General features: G+C 50.1%; 23 protein-coding genes. 15 read left to right on the forward strand and 8 right to left on the reverse strand.

Going from position 1 to position 20,666, the window contains the following annotated elements:
• Positions 1-30: 30 nt before the first annotated feature.
• The gene (locus PMI37_RS05965) at positions 31-414 is read left to right on the forward strand and encodes a MarR family transcriptional regulator (protein ID WP_238552688.1); all 384 of its coding nucleotides are present in this window, start codon (positions 31-33) and stop codon (positions 412-414) included.
• A gap of 143 nt (positions 415-557) precedes the next feature.
• Positions 558-2,003, forward strand: a complete 1,446-nt coding sequence (locus tag PMI37_RS05970; RefSeq protein WP_008079021.1) for an aldehyde dehydrogenase family protein — start codon at positions 558-560, stop codon at positions 2,001-2,003.
• A gap of 57 nt (positions 2,004-2,060) precedes the next feature.
• On the opposite strand, the gene PMI37_RS05975 is transcribed toward PMI37_RS05970, so the two are convergent.
• From PMI37_RS05975 to PMI37_RS05985, 3 genes are all read right to left on the reverse strand, one after another.
• Positions 2,061-2,330 carry a hypothetical protein gene (locus tag PMI37_RS05975; protein WP_008079022.1) on the reverse strand — a complete coding sequence of 90 codons (270 nt, stop codon included), beginning with the start codon at positions 2,328-2,330 and terminating at the stop codon, positions 2,061-2,063.
• A gap of 114 nt (positions 2,331-2,444) precedes the next feature.
• Positions 2,445-2,894 (reverse strand): antitoxin Xre/MbcA/ParS toxin-binding domain-containing protein, encoded by a 450-nt coding sequence (locus PMI37_RS30905; protein ID WP_008079029.1) that lies wholly within the window; start codon positions 2,892-2,894, stop codon positions 2,445-2,447.
• A 46-nt stretch (positions 2,895-2,940) separates the two neighbouring features.
• A complete protein-coding gene (locus PMI37_RS05985; RefSeq protein ID WP_008079031.1) occupies positions 2,941-3,252 on the reverse strand; it encodes a helix-turn-helix domain-containing protein in 312 nt (103 codons plus the stop codon).
• A gap of 124 nt (positions 3,253-3,376) precedes the next feature.
• Here PMI37_RS05985 and PMI37_RS05990 point away from each other — a divergent pair, with 124 nt between their 5' ends.
• Both PMI37_RS05990 and PMI37_RS05995 read left to right on the forward strand, forming a co-directional pair.
• On the forward strand, positions 3,377-3,769 hold the full coding sequence (locus PMI37_RS05990; protein ID WP_008079032.1) for a hypothetical protein: 393 nt from the start codon (positions 3,377-3,379) through the stop codon (positions 3,767-3,769).
• Positions 3,770-4,171: 402 nt separating this feature from the next.
• The gene (locus PMI37_RS05995) at positions 4,172-4,636 is read left to right on the forward strand and encodes a hypothetical protein (protein ID WP_052635263.1); all 465 of its coding nucleotides are present in this window, start codon (positions 4,172-4,174) and stop codon (positions 4,634-4,636) included.
• A 42-nt stretch (positions 4,637-4,678) separates the two neighbouring features.
• On the opposite strand, the gene PMI37_RS06000 is transcribed toward PMI37_RS05995, so the two are convergent.
• Positions 4,679-4,984, reverse strand: a complete 306-nt coding sequence (locus PMI37_RS06000) for a helix-turn-helix domain-containing protein (protein ID WP_045123005.1) — start codon at positions 4,982-4,984, stop codon at positions 4,679-4,681.
• Between the two features lie 149 nt (positions 4,985-5,133).
• On the opposite strand from PMI37_RS06000, the gene PMI37_RS06005 reads away from it, so the two are divergent.
• The 9 genes from PMI37_RS06005 to PMI37_RS06050 all read left to right on the forward strand — a co-directional run bounded on the left by PMI37_RS06005 (position 5,134) and on the right by PMI37_RS06050 (position 13,030).
• On the forward strand, positions 5,134-6,072 hold the full coding sequence (locus PMI37_RS06005) for a hypothetical protein (RefSeq protein ID WP_008079034.1): 939 nt from the start codon (positions 5,134-5,136) through the stop codon (positions 6,070-6,072).
• Positions 6,073-6,105: 33 nt separating this feature from the next.
• Positions 6,106-6,549 (forward strand): hypothetical protein, encoded by a 444-nt coding sequence (locus PMI37_RS06010; protein WP_008079035.1) that lies wholly within the window; start codon positions 6,106-6,108, stop codon positions 6,547-6,549.
• A 341-nt stretch (positions 6,550-6,890) separates the two neighbouring features.
• Positions 6,891-7,259, forward strand: coding sequence for a histone-like nucleoid-structuring protein, MvaT/MvaU family (locus PMI37_RS06015; protein ID WP_008079037.1), 369 nt, complete (start codon positions 6,891-6,893; stop codon positions 7,257-7,259).
• A 197-nt stretch (positions 7,260-7,456) separates the two neighbouring features.
• Positions 7,457-8,716 (forward strand): TIR domain-containing protein, encoded by a 1,260-nt coding sequence (locus PMI37_RS30910; protein WP_008079038.1) that lies wholly within the window; start codon positions 7,457-7,459, stop codon positions 8,714-8,716.
• 437 nt (positions 8,717-9,153) lie between these two features.
• Entirely contained in the window at positions 9,154-9,570 is a 417-nt protein-coding gene (locus PMI37_RS06030; RefSeq protein WP_008079039.1) for a TIR domain-containing protein, read from the forward strand.
• A gap of 144 nt (positions 9,571-9,714) precedes the next feature.
• Positions 9,715-10,989 carry a tetratricopeptide repeat-containing protein gene (locus PMI37_RS06035; RefSeq protein ID WP_008079040.1) on the forward strand — a complete coding sequence of 425 codons (1,275 nt, stop codon included), beginning with the start codon at positions 9,715-9,717 and terminating at the stop codon, positions 10,987-10,989.
• A gap of 60 nt (positions 10,990-11,049) precedes the next feature.
• Entirely contained in the window at positions 11,050-11,520 is a 471-nt protein-coding gene (locus tag PMI37_RS06040) for a TIR domain-containing protein (RefSeq protein ID WP_008079041.1), read from the forward strand.
• Positions 11,521-11,532: 12 nt separating this feature from the next.
• Positions 11,533-12,396: a DUF4231 domain-containing protein gene (locus PMI37_RS06045; RefSeq protein WP_008079043.1), complete on the forward strand. Its 864-nt coding sequence runs from the start codon at positions 11,533-11,535 to the stop codon at positions 12,394-12,396.
• A gap of 250 nt (positions 12,397-12,646) precedes the next feature.
• Positions 12,647-13,030, forward strand: coding sequence for a hypothetical protein (locus PMI37_RS06050; RefSeq protein WP_157173073.1), 384 nt, complete (start codon positions 12,647-12,649; stop codon positions 13,028-13,030).
• 245 nt (positions 13,031-13,275) lie between these two features.
• Here the strand turns inward: PMI37_RS06050 and PMI37_RS06055 are convergent, their stop codons facing one another.
• The 4 genes from PMI37_RS06055 to PMI37_RS31810 form a co-directional block, all read right to left on the reverse strand.
• Complete coding sequence (locus PMI37_RS06055) at positions 13,276-13,755, reverse strand: hypothetical protein (RefSeq protein ID WP_008079045.1); 480 nt, start codon at positions 13,753-13,755, stop codon at positions 13,276-13,278.
• A 149-nt stretch (positions 13,756-13,904) separates the two neighbouring features.
• Entirely contained in the window at positions 13,905-14,363 is a 459-nt protein-coding gene (locus PMI37_RS31165; protein ID WP_081500495.1) for a phospholipase D-like domain-containing protein, read from the reverse strand.
• 275 nt (positions 14,364-14,638) lie between these two features.
• A complete protein-coding gene (locus PMI37_RS06065) occupies positions 14,639-15,541 on the reverse strand; it encodes an AraC family transcriptional regulator (RefSeq protein ID WP_008079049.1) in 903 nt (300 codons plus the stop codon).
• 341 nt (positions 15,542-15,882) lie between these two features.
• On the reverse strand, positions 15,883-16,545 hold the full coding sequence (locus PMI37_RS31810) for a hypothetical protein (RefSeq protein ID WP_008079051.1): 663 nt from the start codon (positions 16,543-16,545) through the stop codon (positions 15,883-15,885).
• A 368-nt stretch (positions 16,546-16,913) separates the two neighbouring features.
• Between PMI37_RS31810 and PMI37_RS06075 the strand changes: the two genes are divergently transcribed.
• Both PMI37_RS06075 and moaA read left to right on the forward strand, forming a co-directional pair.
• Complete coding sequence (locus tag PMI37_RS06075; protein ID WP_008079052.1) at positions 16,914-19,244, forward strand: molybdopterin-dependent oxidoreductase; 2,331 nt, start codon at positions 16,914-16,916, stop codon at positions 19,242-19,244.
• A gap of 237 nt (positions 19,245-19,481) precedes the next feature.
• On the forward strand, positions 19,482-20,591 hold the full coding sequence (moaA, locus tag PMI37_RS06080) for a GTP 3',8-cyclase MoaA (protein ID WP_045123008.1): 1,110 nt from the start codon (positions 19,482-19,484) through the stop codon (positions 20,589-20,591).
• Positions 20,592-20,666 lie beyond the last annotated feature (75 nt).

Genomic DNA, 20,666 nt, shown 5'->3' on the forward strand with positions numbered 1-20,666 from the left:
TGCACCAGCGTACGTCAGTTAGCACGACGCATGACTGCAATTTACGAAGCGCACCTCGCACCCTATGGCGTGACATCGCCGCAGTTTTCGATGCTTCAGCGGATGCATCGATTAGGGCCGATCGCCAATATTGAGTTCGCAGTCGAGATGGGCATGGACCGAAGCACGTTGAGCAGGGGACTCAAGCCGCTAATAGCCGCTGGCTGGATTGAAACCGTGGACATGCCTGACGGGGTAGTTATCGACAAGCGATCTTTTGGGCTGCAACTAACGGTAAGCGGGGTCCAGAAATACAAAGCTGCGTACGACGCTTGGTGTTCGGCTCAGGCGGAAACGCAGGTGAAGCTCGGCCCTGAATTGTCCTTTCAATTGCTATCGACCACCGCAGAAGTCTACGAAAGATTAGCGTCGTAAACCCTTGTGACTGAGCTGTAGACATAGGATTGACTTGAGCTACAGGTACCATTCGCTAGCCGTTTGCGTTTATAGGAAGCGTCGACGGTCAGCATTCCCAAGCAGTCGCGGCAAATACGCGGCCATGTTCCTCGGAGAATTTCATGTCTGACCCAATCTTCTTCAAAAACTACATCGGTGGTGAGTGGGTAAGCGGCGCGAGCAATTCGATCAACGTCAATCCCTCAGACCTTTCCGACATCGTTGGCCATTATGCTGAGGCCGACGTGGCTCAGGTAAACGCCGCGATTGATGCTGCGCGAACTGCATTCCCGGCTTGGTCAATCTCAAGCATCCAAGCCCGTAGCGATTCTCTAGATAAGGTTGGTACCGAAATTCTCGCTCGACGCGAGGAGCTAGGAACATTGCTGGCGCGTGAAGAGGGTAAAACGCTCCCTGACGCGATTGGTGAAGTGACCAGGGCTGGTAACATCTTCAAATTCTTTGCGGGTGAATGCCTACGGTTGTCGGGAGACTACATTCCTTCTGTCCGCCCGGGCGTCAACATCGAGGTTACGCGCGAGCCTCTCGGTGTGGTTGGGTTGATCACTCCTTGGAACTTTCCCATCGCTATTCCGGCATGGAAAACGGCCCCGGCTTTGGCTTACGGTAATTGCGTCGTGCTTAAACCCGCAGAATTGGTGCCGGGTTGCTCTTGGGCGATTGCTGAAATTATCTCTAGGGCTGGCTTTCCACCAGGTGTTTTCAACCTGGTGATGGGAAGCGGTCGTGTTGTTGGTGACGTTTTGGTTAAAAGCCGAAAAGTCGACGGCATCAGTTTCACCGGCTCAGTGGGTGTGGGTCGCCAAATTGCTGTTGAGTGCATTGCGCGCCAGGCCAAGGTACAGCTGGAAATGGGTGGTAAGAACCCGCAGGTTATTCTCGACGATGCTGATCTCGCACAAGCAGTTGAGTTATCTGTTCAGAGTGCGTTCTATTCGACTGGCCAACGCTGCACTGCATCGAGTCGTTTCATTGTGACGGCGGGAATTCATGATCGGTACGTAGCCGCCATGGCCGAGCGTATGCGCTCAATTCGAGTTGGTCATGCGTTGCAATCGGGTATCGACATCGGTCCAGTTGTGTCCAAAGCACAATTGGATCAGGACATCAGTTACGTGAATATTGCCCAAGAGGAGGGCGCGCGACTGGTCACCGGCGGTGAGCTAGTCACCTGCGACACCGAAGGTTACTTCCTTGCCCCGACATTGTTCTCAGACAGCACTGCCGAGATGCGAATTAGCAAGGAAGAAGTATTCGGCCCAGTGGCGAACATCGTTCGTGTAGCCGATTACGAAGCTGCGCTGCACATGGCCAATGACACCGAGTTCGGTCTGTCAGCTGGTATCGCGACTACATCACTGAAGTACGCCAATCACTTCAAGCGCCACTCGCAAGCGGGCATGGTGATGGTCAACCTGGCCACCGCCGGCGTTGATTATCACGTTCCCTTTGGTGGCCGCAAAGGCTCGTCCTATGGGTCTCGTGAGCAGGGTCGATACGCGCAAGAGTTTTACACCGTTGTGAAAACTAGCTACATCGGATCTTAACGTTTGACTAAAAGGGCTCAGGTGAGCCCCTTCAGTTCATTCTGGCAGCAGCTCGATTTATGCGATCGATGCTGCTGGCTGCTTGTATTTGAGGTGCAGGATCAGGCCAGCAGTTGCCAGAGTTACGAACGTGACAAGTGCACATCCCAGGATGTAGGGCAGCGCATGCGAAATTCCGATTTCCTGGGTGATGGAAAAGGTGGCTAGGATCAGATCCCAGTCCTTATCCGCCATCCGTTGCCAGCAGAACGGAAAGACGGCGAAAAGAGCATAGGTTTGAGGCGTCTGGTTCCTCAAAATTCTGAACAATTTCTTGATTTTATGCATTGCTTCACTCCGGTTTTAGGGGAGTTTTCAGCGTCCCATGAATCAGATTGCCGCGCACTCCAAAACCATGTCACTTTTTTCAACTGTAATTTTTCCGGTGTTTTCGGCTAATGGTTAGGCGGTCACACCGTGCTCAATCCGCCATATGAAAGCTTCTACGAGATCGATACCAACGAAGGTCGAGAGTAGTTCAGCGGGAGTCTTGTGCCCTAAAGCCGCGGCGGGGCTAGTGAGCCATTCGCAAGTGGCCAAGCGGTTACCTTCAAAAAGCCCAAGTGCATTGTTTAGAGCAATCGCTTGCCGGTATAGGTAATCGCCGTCTGTTGGGTTCAGGAAGCCCGCCTTGTCCCAACGCAGACGCTTGGACGCTTTTATTTTCAGCAGCCTGCCAAGCGCTGCTGGAGACAGTCCCACTAGGAGACCCAGTTCATCGAAAAACGACGAGGGTATTCCCTCGCGAATGAGCGTCGAAATAGTCAACCAATCGGAGCGAGCGTCGAGCATGCTCAGAAAAGCCGACGATAAGTATGGTATGTGCAAACCTTCCTCAACCTGATCGATCATTCCCGCGTCCTGTGAGCAGTCTTCCTGTTGACTTACGTATCAAAACCTACTTTTCCAAAGCCGAATCGTCTTCCTGATCCGAATACTCCCAAGCTAGATCAGCTCGTATTTGGTCGAAAAGAGACTCAAGGTCTTGGTACGGCGATTCTTCCAAATAGCTTCCAATGATGAGGCTTGCTGGGTGAACGCTCATGACAGCGGCGAGATCCCCAACTTTATCAAGCGTAGGTGACCTCATCCCACGCTCAAGCTGACTCATATATCCCCGGCTGGTCACCGTCACAAAATCTTCTTGAGTGAGCTTGCGCCGCTTTCGTAAATTTTTGAGCGCTTCCGCGAACGCGGCGTTCAGTTCCATTTTCTCATCCCGCAAAAGGGATGATGAAGCATGAAATGAGCAGTATAATGCCACGCACTATACTGCTCATTTTCACTTTTAGAGAAATTATATGTTCGAAACATATGAGGCCGCGAGGCTACCGATGCTGCCGTCTTTCGGGCAGAACACCGCACGCTGGGCATTTGTAGCTCAGTCCGCAAACCGGGAATGGTTTTATGTGACGCACGAATATTTCCAGGATGGAGATCCCGATCACGTGTGCGCACAGCAGTTTCTGATCCCGGATGTTCTTGGCCTGATGACCCTGGTGCAGTCGGATTCGGAAAGCGCTTATGTGAGTGCGGTCCAGCTCGTATCGCCGGGATGGTTGAACGGTACGGATGAGTGGCGGATGGAGCCGCTCAAGAGGCTGCTGGCAAGTGCAGGAGAGGACGGCAGCAAATACGTCTACGAGGTCGTGAGTGGCAGCGTTTATCCCGTTTCTCTAGGGAGCGCATCCCAAGCCGGTGGAAAAATCATCTGGCCAATCCAATAGGGGGTATTTCAAGTGAGTCCAGCTCTAGAGCATTTGCTTTGCAAGCCCAACCTCTCTCTCTTTCCGAACGCTACGATTGTCGACGATCACTTCTTTTGGGGCTTTGAGTGTGGGGACGGCTGGTTCGATATCCTCAATCACGCCTTCGCGCTCGTGTCTGCCAGGACGGATATCAGCCCAGGATGCGGTGAGGTCACAGTGGAGGAAGTAAAAGAAAAATTCGGCGGTTTGCGGATTTATTACCGAGGCGGCGACGATTTTGTAGAAGGTGTTTTCAATCTTGCGGAATCAGCGTCGGTCCATATCTGCGCTATCTGCGGTAACCGGGCTCCCAACCGACGCATGCATTACCACCATCCGAGATGTGAGATTCACTATGGGTCGTAACCAATGAAATACAGCATGGCCAACCGCGAAAAACTAATCGAGGATCTGCGTGAGTGGCTCAAAGATGGTGATTCGTTGATTGATTTGGATGACGTAAGGGACGTCGTTTCGTCCCCTAGGTTGTTCGACGTTACCGTTCGAGATCTGAAGGAATCACTGGTTAGCGTAGGTGACACCTTTTTGGACCAAAGAACGATGCTAGCGGATTGGCCGCAACGAACGTATGGAGTGTCTTTGGAGAGTTGGAGAATCTTGTCCTCGAAGACTCAACTGATCGGGGCGTTCCACCACAACGACGCCAGCGTATCGAAGATTCAGGTGTGGTCGTTCGAGCCAGGCAGTCTCACGGAAATGCAGATGCGCCTCGCTGTAGCGTTGACCTACACAAATGCTGAGTTGCGCGCGGAATCCAGAATCGTGGGAGCGTTGAACCACGTACTCAATGATCTCGGGTTTTGTCTGGATGGGGATAGATACTGAGTGACGTGGACGGGCAGGTAGACACGCCAGGAGTAGGTAGTTCTAAGATAAGTCCGCTATGTACTTAGCTAGCTTCGCCTTGCCTTCGTCGCTGAGCCGAAAAAACCGTATTAAAAGATCTGCTTCAGCATCATCCACTGAATAAAAGTATGCGGCGGGAAGATCCAGTTCCGCTGCAATACGCTCGACGAGTTCGGGATCAGGCATCCTCTTACCCAGCTCGTACCTGTTCATTCGGGCACTAGCAGACGCTGGCTCTAACCCAATACGTATACCCAATTCTTCCTGAGAAAAAGTGGTGCACAGCCGTGCCATCTTGAGTCTTCGGGAGAGCGTGTTCGTCTTCATGACGTCTTCTAGGTGCGGAAGGCTGCCATCGTGCTATTTTCGACTTTTCGAAATACTACCGATTTGGTAGTTTGCGGTGTTGGATGAGGAATCCAGGGTGCCCAGGGCTAATTGGCCTGTCGCGGTAGGAAAACAATCAGGAGCAACGCATGAAATTGAGATCGACCTGCGCACCGCGCGGATCTGTGGTGGCAACCGCTATTCTTTTGGGTTGTGTTGGATTAAGTGCATGTGGTGATGGGGCGGGAGAGAAGGGCACCAAGCCTAGTACGGCAAACCACGAATCCGAAATCAAAACCGGTGATGCTCAAAAGGTGGAAAATGAGGCAGTACTCAAGCAAATTGAGGACGAGAACAAACCTCAAAGCGTGATGTTCGCGAACCCAGGTATTGGAGACTTTCGTGAATATCTGGACATGAGAAACCCCATGATTGCCTTCAATTTCTATAACGCAAAACGAGATTGGGAAGAGGGCGCGGATGACATTTCGGATTCTGTCGGGGACGCATTCAATGCGCGTAAAACGAATCCGGAATTGGCGCGTTTGGGAAGTGAACGGCTTTCTAGCTCAGATAATTTCAAGAAAAAAGATCTTGCCGATAAAATCAACGCTATTGCTATAAGTGAAGCGAGTAAATTGAAAGGGAAATCATTGGTGAAATTCACCTCTGATGAATGGGTGCCCGTTAGCCTGTCTGGCTATGATTTCGAAAGAAAAGGCTTTGCTCTGGACAACTGTCTTTTTTCGGACAAGGTGAGTTACACCGATGAGGAGTCACGCAACGCAACGACGCTAGCTCAGGCGCCGAAACTACGCTGCTACCTCAATCCAGGTCCCGTTCCCTACTACATAGGTTTCTCCGGTGGATCAAAGATTTTTTTTGAAATTAAAGATGACGCGAAAGCGAGGCAAATAGAATCGGTTCGGCAGAACGTAAAAATAGAAGTTTATGGATACGTCCAGTCTGTAGAACGTGAGCGTCTAGGTGGAAATCTTGGCCCCCAGCGCTGGGTCCTGATCGCGCCCCAGCGCATAGATGTCATAGACATTACGAGCGGCTCTGTGCTGTTAACGAAAACCATCTGACACGTTCTGACAAGTCACCTAGGAGTTGCGATTGTGGGAATTCTGATTCTCGACGGCGTTGTTGAGGAGATAGGTTTTGGCTCATATTCAGATGGCGAGCGAACGCTCTCGTTTGTGAAGGTCAACGGAACGCGCGTTAAAAACGTCGTCTGCGATGACTATATGAGATCGTTCATAAAAGTGGGACGTACCGTTAAATTAGCTATGGTTCCACGCATTCTGGGCACTCACACGTTGTACGCAGCGCAATTAGCGGACGGGGAGGTCGTGAAGCTATCAGCGGTCAAGCCCGTGGCAATGACGATTGCGATGGCAGTCGGGATTATTGCCCTGCTTAGTCCACTTTTCATTGGGGTTTTGAAAGCAACCCACTCGATAGGATTCGCCCTTTTGATATTCGGGCTCATAGGCTGGAGCCTGGCTTATTTCCTATTGCGTAGCCATTTCAAGGCTCGCCGAGTGTTTGATAAACCTTAAATCTTGCAGGTTCTTCCGGAGAGGCTTCAGTAGGGTTTATGGAGCCTCATCGCTTCCTTTCTACGTTTTGAAATGATTTGTAGGGTCATGAAGACGATCTGAAACACTATAATTTCGAACGACATCATTAGAGTCGCTCGCTATGCAAAATTCCTGTTCTAGTATGAATACTACGCAGTGCATCGCAATTTGGAATCTTTTAACGCTGTCCAGTGTTGGCGAAAAATCACTCGATGCTTTTCAGAGTAGGCAAAAAAAGTGAGTTCCATCACGGACAGGGTTGTCACAGTAGAGACTACAAGCTTCACGGTATCCATTCTCAACCTGAGTAGGGCTATTCCATGTCACGACTTGCCGAGTACAGAAAGCTGGAGCAGCAACTAGCGTCGCAGATGGCGGAGCTGGAAAGCATGAAAAACGATTCGGGCCTTCAGAAGGAGATCGAGTTCGAAACCAAGCTTCGAAAACTCTTAAGTGAATACGGCCGGAGCCTGCCCGATGTAATTTCGTTGTTAGATCCTCAGGCGGGACGTCGCAAAGGAAAAGGCGTCGAACCTGCTCGTGCTACACGCCGGCCGCGGGAGGTTAAGGTCTATAAGCACCCTGAAACGGGGGAGACGGTCGAGACCAAAGGTGGCAATCATCGTCTACTGAAACAGTGGAAGCAGAAGCATGGAGCAGACAAAGTTGAGACGTGGCGTACAAAGTAGCCATTAAGTGTTGAGGGCCCCGCGAGGGGCCTTTTTCATTTATGGTACCTATCAATTCGTTCTCAATTTGAGCAGTGGATGCCCAGTCAGTTGTCATCACTAGTGGGTCTCATCTCATAATCGACTTCACAGACGGATCTCCAAAAGGAAAATTCTGTGTACGATCCTCGTACCTCAAATGTCGTGGAATTCTCACTTTGACCGTCGAGCAAATTTTCAAATACGAAGTTGCACTCTCGTTTGCCGGCGAACAGCGTGCGTACGTCCAGCGCGTCTCAAGATCCTTGAAAGGCTTGGGGGTCAGTTGCTTCTACGACTCAGACGAAATCCCGACGCTGTGGGGAACCAATGGCGTAGAGACGCTAAGCGAAATCTACGGAGCAAGTGCTCGCTACGTGGTTATGTTCACCTCCAAAGAATATGTGGACAAACCTTGGTGCAAGATCGAGCGACGTGCTGCCCTGGCATCACGCATGGATCGAAAAGAGGACTCCGTCCTTCAGGTGGCGTTCGACCGAGTTAAGGTTCCCGGGATGCGGCCCGGCGAGATGTTTGTAGAAGCAAAGAATTTCGAGCCAGAGCAGCTCGCGTTGTTGATATGTAAGAAAATCGGCGTAGACCTCTCGACTCGAAAAGCGAGTCTTGTGGCATCACCGTCTAACGTTGAAGACGCCAGTACTGTGCGGTTCGGGTATGGCACCTACGGAGGACGCACAACGATTGGCGTCGGTGATTGGAGTTTTGAGCTTCATTTCACAAGAGCCGACAGCCAATCCATCCATCTTTACAGCGACACACCATCCGTTCGGGGTATTGCGCTAGTAGATAGTGCGCGTGAGTGCTCAGACGTCCGGGATGCGGACGTGCTTGATTTTTTATCACCCAATCTCACTCCGCACATTGGCTGTCTTGTCGTTTTGCAAAATCATTTCGGGTTTTATGCGTTGATTCGAATTGAATACGTCGCCGACAAGTCGAGAGGTTCGGAAACAGACGAGCTGATATTCAGCTATCGGATTCTGCGGAACCGCGATTCCGATTTCAGGCAGGCGCTGCCGTTTGAACCATTGTTACCCACCATCGCGTTAAAGTTTGACGTAGCCAACGAGGCTCTGAGCATTCAAAACACCTTCAGTGAGCCGATTAAATGGTACCTGACGGCCACCGATAGCTCCGGATTTCCTCCACCTCCGAATGATTATTATCGGGACCAGGTGCCTGTCATTCTGGCCCCCGGAAAATGGACGCAATCCGTCGAACAAAAATTTGAGATGACTGCCATGCCACCGCGGTCGGTTCAAGTCAGCCATCTTCATATGGACGTGTACATCTCAGACATGATGGACGATTTCTATCGTATTCGATTCATTCTCAAGATGACGTGCAGGGGAAAGACATCTGGTGAATCTGTACTGATCAGTGTTGAAAATCGGTGGGACAGCGTGGAAACGCTCTAGCGCTTGCATGGAAAGCCTCGCCGGGGTGCAGGGGGCTATCGCAGCTAAATGATCGGGTAAAAATATCTTTCACAATAACTGCCTGCGGGGTCAAGATAGTCTTGGTAACGACAGCTTTTATCGAAAAAGCGACGAGTTTTGAATCGAGGGTGTTGATTTTATCCCGGCATCTGTCATTGTGGCATTACGAGTGTCATGCTTGGCTAAGAGTTGGCTAAGAGTTGGCTAAGAGTTGGCTAAGAACCGGTTTTCGGTACTTCGTAGTTTTTTGCAATCATTATGCTCGTACTCAAATTAGCTTCCGTAATTCATTTACTGTGACTGTTTTATTACAGTGATCACATGAAATTCTGTGCATGATCTTTTGAGGTGACGGAACTGTCCGCTCTGTCTGGGGACTCCTATCCATACAAAAACAATTAGAGGTGTCAGTACCAATGGCAAAGCATAAGGTTTTTATTAGTTACGACCACTCGGAAGATGCTCATTACAAATGGCTGCTTCAAGCTTGGGATGCAAATGAAGATTTCGAATTTGAGTTTGACAGTCGCGGGCCAGATGTAGCAATTAACAGCACGAATGCAGCAGTTGTTAAAGCTGCTTTGACAAAAAAAATGATGGAGGCGACCCACATCCTCGTGCTTGTTGGTGAAAAGACTCACGAAAGCGATTGGATGGAGTGGGAGATTGACAGAGCGAAAGAGCCTGATCTTAAGCTGAAATTTGCAGCAATTAAGCTCGCTAAGGGAAATATTTCGCCTTATGGAATACTCAACATCGGCACCTCTTGGGCCACTAGCTTTGAAAGAGATCGCATAGTAGATGCTCTTAATGACGCCATAGTCGGATATTGATCACCCAAGTCTGTTGGCCGGATTTTGAGCAAAATGTATTCATAAAACGTTTTGTCTAACTGAACATGCATCGAACCCATGGATAATTTCGAAGTGCTGAGGGCGCTTCGGGATTCTCCATGCTCGCGGATCAAGAGTGTCGTCATGTCTGTAATAGATTTACATCCAGACTCGCAGAAAATGAAAGTTTGTTTCGTCATCATGGGTTTCGGTAAGAAGACCGATTTTGAAAGTGGTCGTACCTTGGATCTGGACGCTACTTACGAATCGATCATTCAGCCAGCTGTCGCAGCACAGAATATGAGATGCATCCGTGCGGATGAAATCGTGCATTCAGGGATAATCGATACCGAAATGTACGAAATGCTGCTGCGCGCTGACTTAGTCATTGCCGATATTTCAACGGGTAACGTCAACGCCGTCTATGAGCTGGGTGTCCGGCACGCTCTGCGGCCGAATTCGACCATTATCATGGTAGAGGATGAAGGGCGCTTATACTTCGACTTGAACCATGTCAGCACCTTCCGATACAACCACATCGGGTTCGATATCGCAGCAAGGGAGGCTAGAAGGGCCAGTACTGCACTGGGCGAATTGATCGCGGCTGTGATGGTTTCGAAGAAGCCAGATAGCCCGGTGTATACCTATCTTCCCCGCCTCCAGCGGCCCCTTCTGACAGATGAGCAATACGCAGAGTTACTTGACGACGCTGAGGCTGCGCAGACCAAGCTTGCGGGACTCATGCACAGGGCGCAGATGTTTACAAACGCGAGCCGGCATGCCGACGCTAAAGAAATGCTGAAGCTTGCAGCGAAGATGAAGCCAGGCGAACCATTTATTCTTCAGCAACTAGCTCTTGCAACCTACAAGGCCCAGGTGCCAACGGTTTTGGTGGCATTGTTTGAAGCGATGGATGTCTTGGATATCCTTACTCCTGAGCTGTCCAATGATCCAGAGACATTGGGCATCGCTGGAGCGATCTGTAGGCGGCTTTGGTTGGAGCTACGCGAGCCGGTATATCTCGATTTGGCAATCAAGCACTATGGCCGCGGTTTTGAGGTTCGTCGAGATTACTACAACGGCGAAAATTTAGCCCTTTGCTACGAGTACCGAGGGGAAAGGCAGACGAACCCCGATGAAATGAAATTTGATTTCATGTTCGCACGAAAAGTCAGAGTTGCTGTTGTAGAGGGATTAGATGACATCCTATCCATGGATGACGCTGGAGATCGTTCCGACATCAAGTGGGTCTATGCGTCACTTTCAAACTGCTTATTAGCACTTGGTCGAGTGGAGGAGGCCGCTGCTTATGAGGCGGAGTTTATGTTCAACATGTCTACCGTCTGGATGATTGAAACGTTTCAGAAGGGCAAGAGCGAAATTTTCAACCTGCAACCTAACAGGAGATCAAACGCTTAGGTTTATGTGAGATATGGCTGGGTGTTACGTTAACACCCTTGACGTGTAAAAGGATTTTTCATGGCTGGCTCCAAAATTATTGTTGCGTTTAGCAACAGTGATCGGCATATGTTTTGCTCTATGCTTAATTGGAAAGATAGCGGGCATAACGGTTTCAATCATGCAATTTGTCAAATTGGCGATGAGTTTGATGCTGATGATGAAGTAACGGTAAAGTTAAAATGTAGCGAACTCATGAGAGCCACCGATACTTTGGTGGTGCTTGTAGGGCGAGATACACGATACAAACACAAACATGTGTGCTGGCAAGTCGAGGTTGCAATCGAGATGGGGTGTCGCATCATTGCGGTAAATCTCGATGGCGCGCGGACGATGACCGAACATACTTGTCCAGCGTTGCTCATCCAGGCAGGAGCAATTTTTGTACCTTTCTCAGAAAAAATCGTCAACTACGCGTTCGAAAATTTCTCAAAAATGTCGAGCAAGAACTACTACTATGGCGACGAAATTTACAAGAAATTAGGTTACTAGGGAGTAGTCGTCGTGCAGGAAAAAGATTTTCCGGCGTTGTACCAGTCAACTGATGAGTTATCTAAAGATCGACAGGGAGATTTTTACAGAGCGTTGGGGGCAAACCTTTTTTTGTTGGTGTGCGCGGCTCTGCTTTCGGTGATCAATTTTCCGCACTGGGCTATGGCTGTCGTCCAGGCAATTGCGCTGCTCGGTGCGTTGGGCTGTTCAATCTTCCTGGCGATTCAGCGCCCTGAGAAATTCTGGTACGCCGGACGGGCTGTAGCGGAATCGATAAAAACACTGACCTGGCGTTATGTCTCGAAGGCGGAACCCTTCAACGTGGACGATGATGCAGCAACAGCTATGTTTCAACGGAAAATGAAAGCGGTTTTTGATCAGAATCGGGATTTAGCTAGCGTACTGACCACGCACGTGGATAGCCCTCAGATCAGTGAAAAGATGATTGAACTCCGCGCTCAGACGCTGAGCGAGCGCAGGGCTGTATATCTGAAAAATCGAATCGAGAATCAGCTTGCATGGTACAAGGCGAAGGCGTCCTTCAACTCTAGCGCCGCCAAGTGGTTTTTCAGGTTATTGATCGCCGTGAACCTAATTGCCGTCATCTTGGCAATCGTCAGGATTGCCTTTTTGACTGTCCCTTACTGGCCCACCGATGTGATGGTTGCGCTCGCTGCGAGTCTACTCAGTTGGATGCAGGCCAAAAGATTCACCGAGCTAGCAGCGTCCTACGCTCTAACGGCCTATGAGATTCAGTTCATCAAGGAGCAGGCTCGGGCCGAAATGGACGAGCAAAGATTTTCTTCGTTTGTTGGAGACGCGGAAAACGCTTTCTCTAGAGAACACACACAGTGGGTTGCACGCAAAGACAACTGATTGGATGGGCTGTGGCTCTGTGCGCCACAGCTATGCTCGGTGCTTAATTATTATCTGCCCCGTCGTTAATCTGGGTGCATCACTTGCATTCCCTTTTTCACGCGCCGTTTCTACGTGGCGTTAGCTAACGTCCTGAGATATCTAGACCAACACCAAACCCCCTCGAATTTGCCGCGGCAATATGGGTATTCAGCGTGCTAGCTTAAGCTCGCCCGGCTATCATGCTGGCCTTTTGATTGGGGGGCTTAGAATGAAGGCAGTTTTTGCGTCTTTGATAGTCGTAGGGCTGACGGGGTGTGGAAGTCACTCATCGAATTTGCAGATTGGAAATGAGCAGAGTTACGCCAATATCAAAGACCAGCGTGAAGCGGTGCGGACGGTGCAGCAATACGAAACGATGCCTGCCGGCGCCCAAGTCTTGACCGAAGTTTCAGCAGGCCGTTGCCATCGCAGCTTTGTCGAGGAGGCTCCCCAGGAGTCGACAGTACTGATCGATCTGAAGGTTGCAGCTTTTGCTCAAGGTGCCGATGGGATCACAGGCGTAACCATTACCAAAGAGTCTGGCTTGAACCGAAACTGCTGGTACGTGCTCACCGGACGCGCTCAAGCGTTTATGTTGAAGCAGGCGCAATAAGAGAGACGGCGTCACTGGTCCGCTGCGGCAGAAGGGCCCAACTGAACACTTCCGATCGTTTCGATTCGAAGCTGGCCACCAGAGTCAGCATACGTTTGATAATGACCTTTCCATATTGGAACTCAGCCGTGGACTGGTCAAACGCATCGTTTGAAGGCGCCATAAAAAAGCCCGGCATATAGCCGGGCAAGTAGGGAGCATCATAACGTTTGAAGCAAGCATTCAGGTTCTGAGAACACTGTAGCTCAAGCGGTACGGTTCTGGATGAGCCGATCAGACCCACCTTCAGCGAGACGGCGCTCTGCTAGGCGATCAGCACCGCCCTCTGCGACACGATTCTGTTGAAGGTGGTCAGAGCCACCCTCTGCAACACGGTTCTGAATCAGGCGATCGGAGCCGCCTTCAGCGAGACGGCGCTCTGCTAGGCGATCAGAACCACCTTCAGCGACACGATTCTGGATCAGGCGATCGGAACCACCCTCAGCGAGACGGCGCTCTGCCAAGCGATCTGCACCGCCTTCAGCGACACGATTTTCGATGAGGCGATCCGAGCCGCCCTCGGCCAAGCGGCGTTCCATCAAACGATCAGAACCACCTTCAGCAACACGACTTTCAATCAAGCGATCGGAACCGCCTTCAGCGACAACCGGCTTCACCGACGTGGCTGCGAAAGCGTTTACTGCGAATACCGAGAAAGCAATGCTGAGGATGATTTGGCGTTTCATGGCTGCGTGCTCCGGGTGTTATTGGTTGGTATGGAGCTGATGTTACGCGGCGGATTTTTTTTGAGAACTTCATTGGGTCGATGGTGACTATCGATGCCAGGAATAACTACTGGTAGTGAAAACCTTCGACGAGAACAGACGCTTTCGTATCAAGCACTGCTAGACACACCAGTGAGCTGCTGAAAATAGTCAATGATCTGTTGGTAATGCGTGTCGCCAATACTCCCATGCATCAGCGTTGAGAACTCCTCGTTCAAATCCAGGCCACCCATTGTCAGATTTGCAGAGCCGATGACCACCGAATAGGTGGTTTCGTACCCAAAATAGTAGAGCTTGGTGTGCAGCCGTTTTTTGTCAGAGACTTCAGTGTGTATCAGCCTCTGCATTCTATCTAGCAAGCGTCGACACCGGGATGGAGTGCGCCTGGCGTCCGTGAAAACTGTAATTGCGGCTCCCCTGTGCAGTGCAGACGCAAGGCTTGGCTTGAGAAGCGTCAACCCACCCAGATCGATCCACCCAGAGCAGAGAATGACTTCTTGCGCTTCAGTAACTAGGTGAGAGAGCACGGAAAAGTGATTTCTTTCACCGCGGTTTGAAATGAATTCCATCCGGGTCAATAGCTCCAAAAAACCAAATTATACAGACCTATCCAGGCGAGAGATTGGGGCTTAATGGTGTCAGTTGAATTTTGAACAAACGAGTAACGAGTCCAGTTCTAAACCACGCACCTTGGTTCCATTCGACGTAGTCGGTTTCGTTGATATTACATTTTAGTCTCTGCGTTGCTTGTTGCTTGTTGCATGTTCTGATTCGAAAAGGACTCGTGATCTGATGCTTCCATTTCACTACATGAAGCCCTTCAATGTAGGCACCTACTGTTCGGTCACTCTTTTTTAGAGCGCTCTTGCGATGGAGTCATACCCTTGACCTGTTTAAACGCTCTATTAAACGCTTGTTCAGAGGCATACCCAACCTGTGACGCGATTTCGCTGATGGTCAGATCTGTCTGTGCTAAAAGCCTAGATGCTATTCCGAATCTCCATCTGGTTAAATAATTGTGTGGTGTCTCGCCCACGGAATCACGAAATTGTTTTGCGAAAGAAGATCTGGAAAGGCCTGCTTGCTGGGCTAGTGCTTCTAAACTCCAATCCTTGGAAGGATCTTCGTGGATGCATGCTAGTGCTTTCGCAATGTTCGGATTCTGCATGGCAAAGAACCAAGTATTAACCTTCGCAGGTGCGGATTCTGCCCACTCGCGTAGAACATAAATAAAAAGCGCGGATAGCAAGTGTCTCGCAAGAATTTGACTGCCGAGTTGTGCGTTCTCAATTTCGCTGCGTAGCTGTTTCAAGGTGGCACTCACAGGAGAGTCATCATCATCCGAGCTTGCCTTTAAGTGAAGTACCGCAGGAAGAGATTGCAGTGCAGGAAGTAGCATAAAGCGATCGACACCAAAAGCCCCACAAATTAAATTAGTTGCGATCGGTTCTTTGCTAAATTGGCCGTTGTGATTCGATAGAAACTGATTCAGGCCTGAAGCAGGGCTTTCTGGAGAATGTGCGATCTTGTGTCCAGAACCTTGGGGCATCAGTACGATGTCCCCAGGTAATAGCTTGATCGGATCCATCCCTTCAACGTCCACAAATGCGTGGCCTTCTACAACGAAGTGAAAATAGGTTCCGTCTCGGTCAAAGAATTGGATCCCCCAGTCACCCGCGATTCGCGTTTGAGCAAGGATCACGCCTTCGGCACTCAGAAATCTCAGCCAGTGGCTTGCATCACTCATCGAACGCTCCAAGAGTGAGACGATTGGTTATTTTTAAGAGACATTTTGTTCAAACCTAAGTCTTCCAACTGTTAAGGATACAAAGCTCGCTATCTATTCCATAAGGGTAGAATCAAGTAGGTATCTCGTAAAGCTACACCGGCTAATCATCCGCACATCCTATCAGTGAGAGCGGAATGAAAGGCGCTGTAAGCGCCGTTTAGCTGTGCAGATGGGTAAGGAGCTTGAACCGTTTTTTCCGAGGCGCGACTGCGCTGGTGATTTGGTGCCGGCTTAGCTGCCCCACCCGAGAATGGATAGGGCAGCGGTTTGCCAAACTAAACATAAAAGGAATATCAATTTTATCGCGTATTATGTCTCGACCAATAACTCTCAGCAGCAGCTGCACCTTGCTTTAAAAAATCCTGCAAAGCTGATTCGTTCACTTCTCCTGTTGGATTAAGTATGATCGTGTCAATAACGTTTTGGAAAATGTCTTTGCCTTGCGAATTATTTGATTTAATGCCTTGTGCAAATTCATCAATTGTAAGGCTGTTTTTATTCATTGTGTCGAATGTTGAGAATAGCTCTTTAGCTTGATCAGATGGCATTCCGATTCGATTCATCAATTCAGCAAATTCTGAATCGTTTAAGTCTTTATCTCCATTCTTATCAGCTAGTACAAATAATTGTGGCCCCCACGCCTCACTTAACGGCATAGAAGATTTCATTGTTCCAGGTTGCACAGAACTCGTTGTTCCATCACTTAAGGTAACTATTGTGGACGGGCGTTCTTTAGCGCTAGTGGAGTTTGATTTAACTGCTGATTCTGTTTCTTGTGAGATTTTACCTGATTGAGCCGCATAGGTTTGGGTGGCGTTGTTAATACCCGAGATAGACATAAAACCGCCTTCTGTTGTAAGTGGATGATCAACTACTATTTTTGGAATTGCTCCGCTGGTTGTCGGCCGCTTGTGAAGAATCTTAAAAATATTTCTCCGTAGCATAAATCGTCTTCGAAACATGACATTTCATCCGCCTTATACGATTATTGATGGTTCCTATTTTGGTTATTCAAAAAAAGCCTTACAAAATGCTGAAATATTTTGTGGCAAGCATTACGGTCGTACGGATCGCCGCTAGCATTAAGCAACAGGGTCAATGGAGTTTTCCGCTTAATTCATTTTTAAGGTGCGGTCATGCTCTAGTGGCTAAACTTCTAGGATTCAATTAAGTGGAGCGACTTTGTAATTAGTTGGTTAAATGATTGCAGGTCGCGTGATCATATCTATTAATCCTCGGTCGCAAGTTAGGTCATCCTAACTTGTGGAAAATACGCGGATTATTGGTATCCGCGCCTATAAAAGCTCAAGAGAGCTGTGAAGGAGCGAAAATGACACGCATCACTCCAAAGCGCTTGACCGCCACTCACTGGGGTAACTATTTCATTCACAGTGATGAAAACGGCGCGATAATCGTTGACCCGGTTCCCAACGATTCTGAGCCTTCCCCAATTGGCCAGTCCCTGGCATCTACCCAGGATTCCAACTGCCGCATATCGCAACCCATGGTGCGTAAGGGTTATTACGAAAATCGCCGAGCCAGCGACACTCAGCAGCGAGGAAAAGAACCTTTTATCGCTGTGAGTTGGGATGAAGCACATGAACTCGTTGCTGAAGCCATACAGGCCGCACAGGCGAAAGGTAATAACTCGATTTACGGCGGTTCCTACGGCTGGGCAAGCGCCGGCCGGTTCCATCATGCGCAGAGCCAAGTCCATCGTTTTTTACGATGCTGTGGTGGCTATACCGATTCTGTAGACACTTACTCGTACGCGGCAGCTGAAGTTCTCATCCCTCACATTCTTGGATTGAACGCCTTCCAAGCAGGCATGGAGGTTTCCACGACCGAGGAAGTTGCCGCCCACTGCAAACGCATTGTGTATTTTGGCGGTGCTGCAACTCGAAATATGCAGGTTAATCCCGGCGGTACCGGGCAACATGACGCCCGTTCTCACTTCAATGCAATTGCGGAAGCAGGCATCGATGTCGTGAACGTGAGCCCTATGAGAGACGACGTTGCAGGCAACCTGAATGCACGCTGGATTCAGTGTCGTCCTAACAGTGACGTAGCCATCATGCTCGGCCTGACACACACCCTGATCCAAGAAGGCTTGGTCGATAAGGCATTCGTAGATAAATACTGCGTTGGCTTCGACGTCTTCTCTGACTACGTGATGGGTATTGGTGACGGCCAGCCCAAAGACGCAGAGTGGGCCCAGAGTAAGTCAGAAATAGACGCGGAAGAGATACGCAAATTGGCACGTCTGATGGCGGCTGAACGCTGCATGATTGGCCTCTCGTTCTCTGTTCAGCGTGCCGAGCACGGAGAGCAAACATATTGGGCTGGGATCGCGCTCGCTTCAGCACTCGGCTACATCGGATTACTGGGCGGTGGTGTTGTAATGGGGGCGGGCGTGGGCAAGATGAGCACCATGCAGCGCCGCATCATTCCGTTCTCGGTAGGATCGCTTCCTCAGGGGAAAAACGCAGTGTCGGATTACATCCCCCTGGCGCGCGTGACTGACATGCTGGAGAACCCGGGCGGGGCATTTACCTATAACGGGCAACATCTTATTTATCCGGATATCGATTTGATTTACTGGGTGGGTGGTAATCCATTCCATCATCACCAGGATATCAATCGACTCCGTAAAGCTTGGACTTGCCCTAAAACCATCGTTACCCATGAAATCAATTGGACCACTACGGCTCGCTTGGCTGACATCGTTCTTCCGTCGACGTCGCATCTGGAGCGGGAAGACTTTGCGGGCGGTAGTCTGGACAACTGGCTCACGCCAATGCGCCAGTCGCTCAAGCCTTATCTTGATGCCCGGAATGACTACGATATTTTTTCTGGCATTGCGGAAAAGCTGGGCTTCAAAGATCAGTTCACCGAGGGACGCGACGCCGCTCAGTGGGTCAAACATTTGTACGGTGTCACTCAGCAGAATGCGAAAGCTGTTGGCATCACGTTGCCTAGCTACGAAGAGTTCAATGATGGGCCACCGATAGATCTGCGCCCCATGTTCTCGGATAGCAAACAGACGCTTGAGCGCTTCCGTGAGGATCCAGTAGGCAATCCACTGAACACGCCTTCAGGAAAAATCGAGATTTTCTCAGAAACTATTGCGGGCTTCGGGTATGACGACTGTGTGGGGCATCCAGCGTGGTACGAAAAGGTCGAATATCTTGGAAGTCCGTTAGCAAAAACGTTCCCTTATCATCTGTTATCCAATCAGCCTGCCACGCGACTCCACAGTCAATTGGACCACGGGATCACGAGTCAGCTTTCCAAGATTCAGGACCGTGAGCCAATCCGATTAAATCCGGATGATGCGATGGAAATCGGGGTTACTGATGGCGATATCGTTCGGGTCTTCAACAATCGAGGTTCCTTCCTCGCCGGAGTGATTGTGTCCGACGCATTAAGACGAAACGTTTTGCAGATTGCTACCGGCGCCTGGTACGACATGTTGGATGTGCACGATCCTATGAGCTTGGAAATCCATGGCAATCCCAACGCCGTAACGAACGACGTAGGAACGTCATCGTTAGCCCAAGGACCATCAGCCAACAGCTGCCTCGTGGACATTGAAAAATTCACCGGGGAATTGCCGCCGCTGACCGTGTTTACACCGCCTGAGATTTTGTACAAGCAATAGGTCTCCAGGCTGTAAGCAAGGGTGACGAGTGCAGGGTGGTGAGCCTGCACTCAGATCCCACCAAAACAAATGTGCGACTTCGGTCTATGGCGATATCGGTGGAGACGATCCGAAGCATCGAATCATGCTGATGCTTTCAAATGCCACCTGTTTGCCGAGTTGTCCGTCCTTCTTCGCAGAGGGATTCATGCGGAGGGTGCTTAGACCGTAGCCCGATGCTTGGCTGAATTTAAAAATATGCACACACCTCTCTCTCTTATCCCGACGGTCGACCTCCTACGGCGGCAGGTGATCAACGCCGTTCCTTCCACGGGCCTACTCGCCGACCAGTTTGCGCGAGAGCTACGCGACCTTCGAATTTCAGTAACGGACCGGTGTAATTTTCGCTGTGTCTATTGCATGCCTAAAGCGGCGTTCGGCCGGGATCATGCGTTCATGGCGCAAAGCTCATTACTCACGTTTGAAGAGATTGAACGCCTCGCACGGATTTTTATCAGGCTTGGTGTCGAGAAGATTCGGCTCACTGGCGGAGAGCCTCTACTCAGGAAGGACATTGAGCGATTGATAGAGCGATTGGCTTCAATGACCACCGCCAAAGGACAGCCACTCGACATCAGCCTCACCACCAATGGTTCTCTTCTCGCGCAGAAGGCGCGAGCCCTTAAAGACGCCGGATTATCCAGGGTGACGGTAAGCCTCGATGCCTTGAACGACTCACTGTTCAAACAAATGAATGATGTCGGATTTCCGGTAGCGGATGTTCTTAAAGGTATTGATGCGGCGCACTCCGTCGGACTCGCCCCAATCAAAATCAACATGGTTGTTAAACGAGGGACTAACGACCAAGAAATATTGCCCCTGGCCAGTCTCTTTAGGGGAAGCGGAATCACGTTGCGCTTCATCGAATTCATGGATGTAGGCACATCAAATCAATGGAAGATGAGTGAAGTCATGCCATCAGATGAGGTGGTTAGCCTCATCAACAATCAGTTTCCTCTGTATGCGCTTGATTCGATGCGCAGCAGTGATACGTCTCAGCGGTGGGGTTATCGCGACGGTAGTGGCGAAATTGGGGTGATCTCAAGTGTCACTCATGCCTTTTGTGGGGCGTGCAGCCGCGCTCGACTATCCGCTGAGGGGCGTCTCTACTCCTGCTTATTCTCAGGGCAAGGTCACGATCTGCGCACGCTGGTAAGGGAAGGGTGGAGTGATGACAGCATTACCACAGCAATCGCATGTGTCTGGGAAGGACGAACAGATCGGTACTCCGCACTACGAAGTAGCGGAAATCCTATGGCCGGCGATGCCGAAATGGTGAAGGTGGAAATGTCGTACATCGGCGGATGAGAGACTAGTTTTTCGCAGGTTAGATCCGCTGGCTGTGCCGCGTGCCAGCACTACGGAAAAAACCATATACGGCTT

The organism is Pseudomonas sp. GM80 (assembly GCF_000282515.1).
Lineage (GTDB): Bacteria > Pseudomonadota > Gammaproteobacteria > Pseudomonadales > Pseudomonadaceae > Aquipseudomonas.